Consider the following 2,220-nt stretch of genomic DNA (forward strand, 5'->3'; position numbering starts at 1 on the left):
CGAAGGAGTGGGGGCAACAGCAGCTGCGCTGGTAGACTTATCCACAGTTGCTGGTAACAAAATCAGCAATCCGCCCTGGGTCAAATTTCAATCGGCAGGGTGGGTCAATTTTCCATCAGCGCCAACACGCAGTCCACGCTGCATGTGGGCCAGGCGCACCTGAGACTGCGCCAGGGGCTCACCCGACGTCGATGACAGCCTGACCGCATCAACAAGCCCAGCACCGGTTACTCGCTTCATGTCGTCCGATGCCTTCATAAGCGCAACAGCGCAGGCACGCATCAGATCGGCGAGCGCTGCCTCGGAAAGCTCGCAATGGGGGCCGAGAAAGGAACCCTCTTCATCGACTACGTCAACGCAGAGCAAATCGCCAACCCGGGTCAGCCAGGATGAGTGAACCGCCATAGCCGCAAAGGGGTGCACGTAAAGACAACCGGCACTGATCCGATGAAGCACACGGCAATCCGCCTCATCCAGAGCTTCAACGAAAAGACCTTGAAGTTCATCAGTAGATACTGCCATCACCTCCATGGACAGCGAAGCCGACAATGCAGACATGTGAGGAGCAAGGTTCAAAAATGGCGTCATCGTTAAAGTTCCTGAAATGTTTGAGCCCAAGATACTCATAACCCCAAAACTGCAACCTTGGGATCGTGCCTCGCAGTTCAAAAAATGGAGTTCCACAGTTGGATGGCGGCCGCGACAGTGAAGGCCCAGGACCTGATGGCCCGGCACGAGCAGCACCCGAGCAAATAGCTGTCTGCCAGAATCAAATGCTTACTCAGGGATTTCCTGACTGGCATCGATGAGGGCAGCCGCAAGCAGAGAAACTTCCTCCCTGTTTAGGACGGCCAGATCACCCTCCACTCCCATCCGCAGGTGCACCGCATTATCGACCACATCGACCTTAACGACGGTGTTGGTGGCCGCCCCATGCTTACCGGTCGCCTCAACCGACACAGGTCCGCTCAACCGTCTACGCGAACGAACAATTGACTCTTCTGCCCCAAGAGCCGTCGGCATGAGGAGGTATTGCTTGGTCGCCTCCGGGAGCGATCCAAAGGCGAGCTCATTGACGCCGAATCGCTGCCGCATCTGCCACCCTTGCACATGCGCCCGGTGCTCAATAAACGTTTCATCGGTGGCCATACCTGGCAACCCGACCAAGTCCCTCACCGGCAACCATAGGCCTTTCGTGAGATCAAGCCGATATACCACTTGGGGCTCGCGGTTCTCTGGTCCCTTTGCACGAGTCCTCGCCTTTGGAATTGGCCGCCCCAAGACATCATATCGTTCAGGCCAAAGCTGCTCGGGCCTAACCCCTAGGCATCTGGCTACCAGATGCTGCAGCTTATCCAGTCGGGAGGAGCCCAAGGTATCCAGAGCAGAACGCCTGATACCAAGATGCGTGGTAAGGCTAACCAGAACAAACCCGCGATTGCGCAGGGCGGCCTTAATCCAGGTCAACCGCGCAGGCTCCGCCATTGGCAAGCCGTCCAGATCGATTGGACTTCCCGAATGTTGTTCCATGAGATCGGTAAAGAGTTGTCGCGCAGGAACCGCGACCGGGAGGCCAAACAGCTCCGGCAACGTAGCCTCAATCTTCTCTTGGAGCTCATCACTCCAGACAACATCGTAGCGCTCCGGGAAAAGGGTTCCTTCGCTGACTCCGAGCGCTTTGGCAATTTCGGTTTGCGCCGCTGGATAGTTACGATTTCCAGCCGAAGCGATGCCGGTCACACCTGAGGACTTGGAAAGTGAGGAGAGGGAAATTCCCTTCGCCAACAGCGCTACCTTGATTGCATGCCAACGAATAGCCAGTGGGAAATCAGGGTATTTTTCTTTAGTTGTCATACCAAACACCTCGCGTATTTGGTATGACCCTCTCATGGACTTCTCAATGTGCAAGACCGGGCTCCACTATGGTGAAATCGCCCTCCATTGCTCTCCCTGCTGGCGGCTCGGCAGCGCATTTTATGATTAATAACAGGCTCCACGGCAAGAAATCTTTTGCCTGTCATCTCATTGTTTAGGGAAGTCTCGGAAAGCACTAAATGAAATTAGTCTAACCCATGATCAAACGTGAGTTATCCAGGGCGGTTGCAGGAGCTGAGTGCAACACGGTTATTGAATTGAAGCCGGAGCATCATGCCGCATTGCCATGGAGTTTTGCATGACCTCTCCCATCACCTCGATGGGGCATTTGAAGTCGAAGCGCTT

2 protein-coding genes are annotated in these 2,220 nt (G+C 55.1%); both read right to left on the reverse strand.

Features of this window, described 5'->3' with window-relative positions; all coding sequences use genetic code 11:
• Positions 1 to 87: 87 nt before the first annotated feature.
• Positions 88 to 588, reverse strand: coding sequence for a hypothetical protein (locus tag JJD74_RS30475; protein WP_200618092.1), 501 nt, complete (start codon positions 586 to 588; stop codon positions 88 to 90).
• 189 nt (positions 589 to 777) lie between these two features.
• Complete coding sequence (locus JJD74_RS30480; protein ID WP_200618093.1) at positions 778 to 1,854, reverse strand: helix-turn-helix domain-containing protein; 1,077 nt, start codon at positions 1,852 to 1,854, stop codon at positions 778 to 780.
• Positions 1,855 to 2,220 lie beyond the last annotated feature (366 nt).

Origin of the sequence: Pseudomonas sp. MF6776 (assembly GCF_016613125.1) — a bacterium.
Classification (GTDB): Bacteria; Pseudomonadota; Gammaproteobacteria; order Pseudomonadales; family Pseudomonadaceae; genus Aquipseudomonas; species Aquipseudomonas iridis.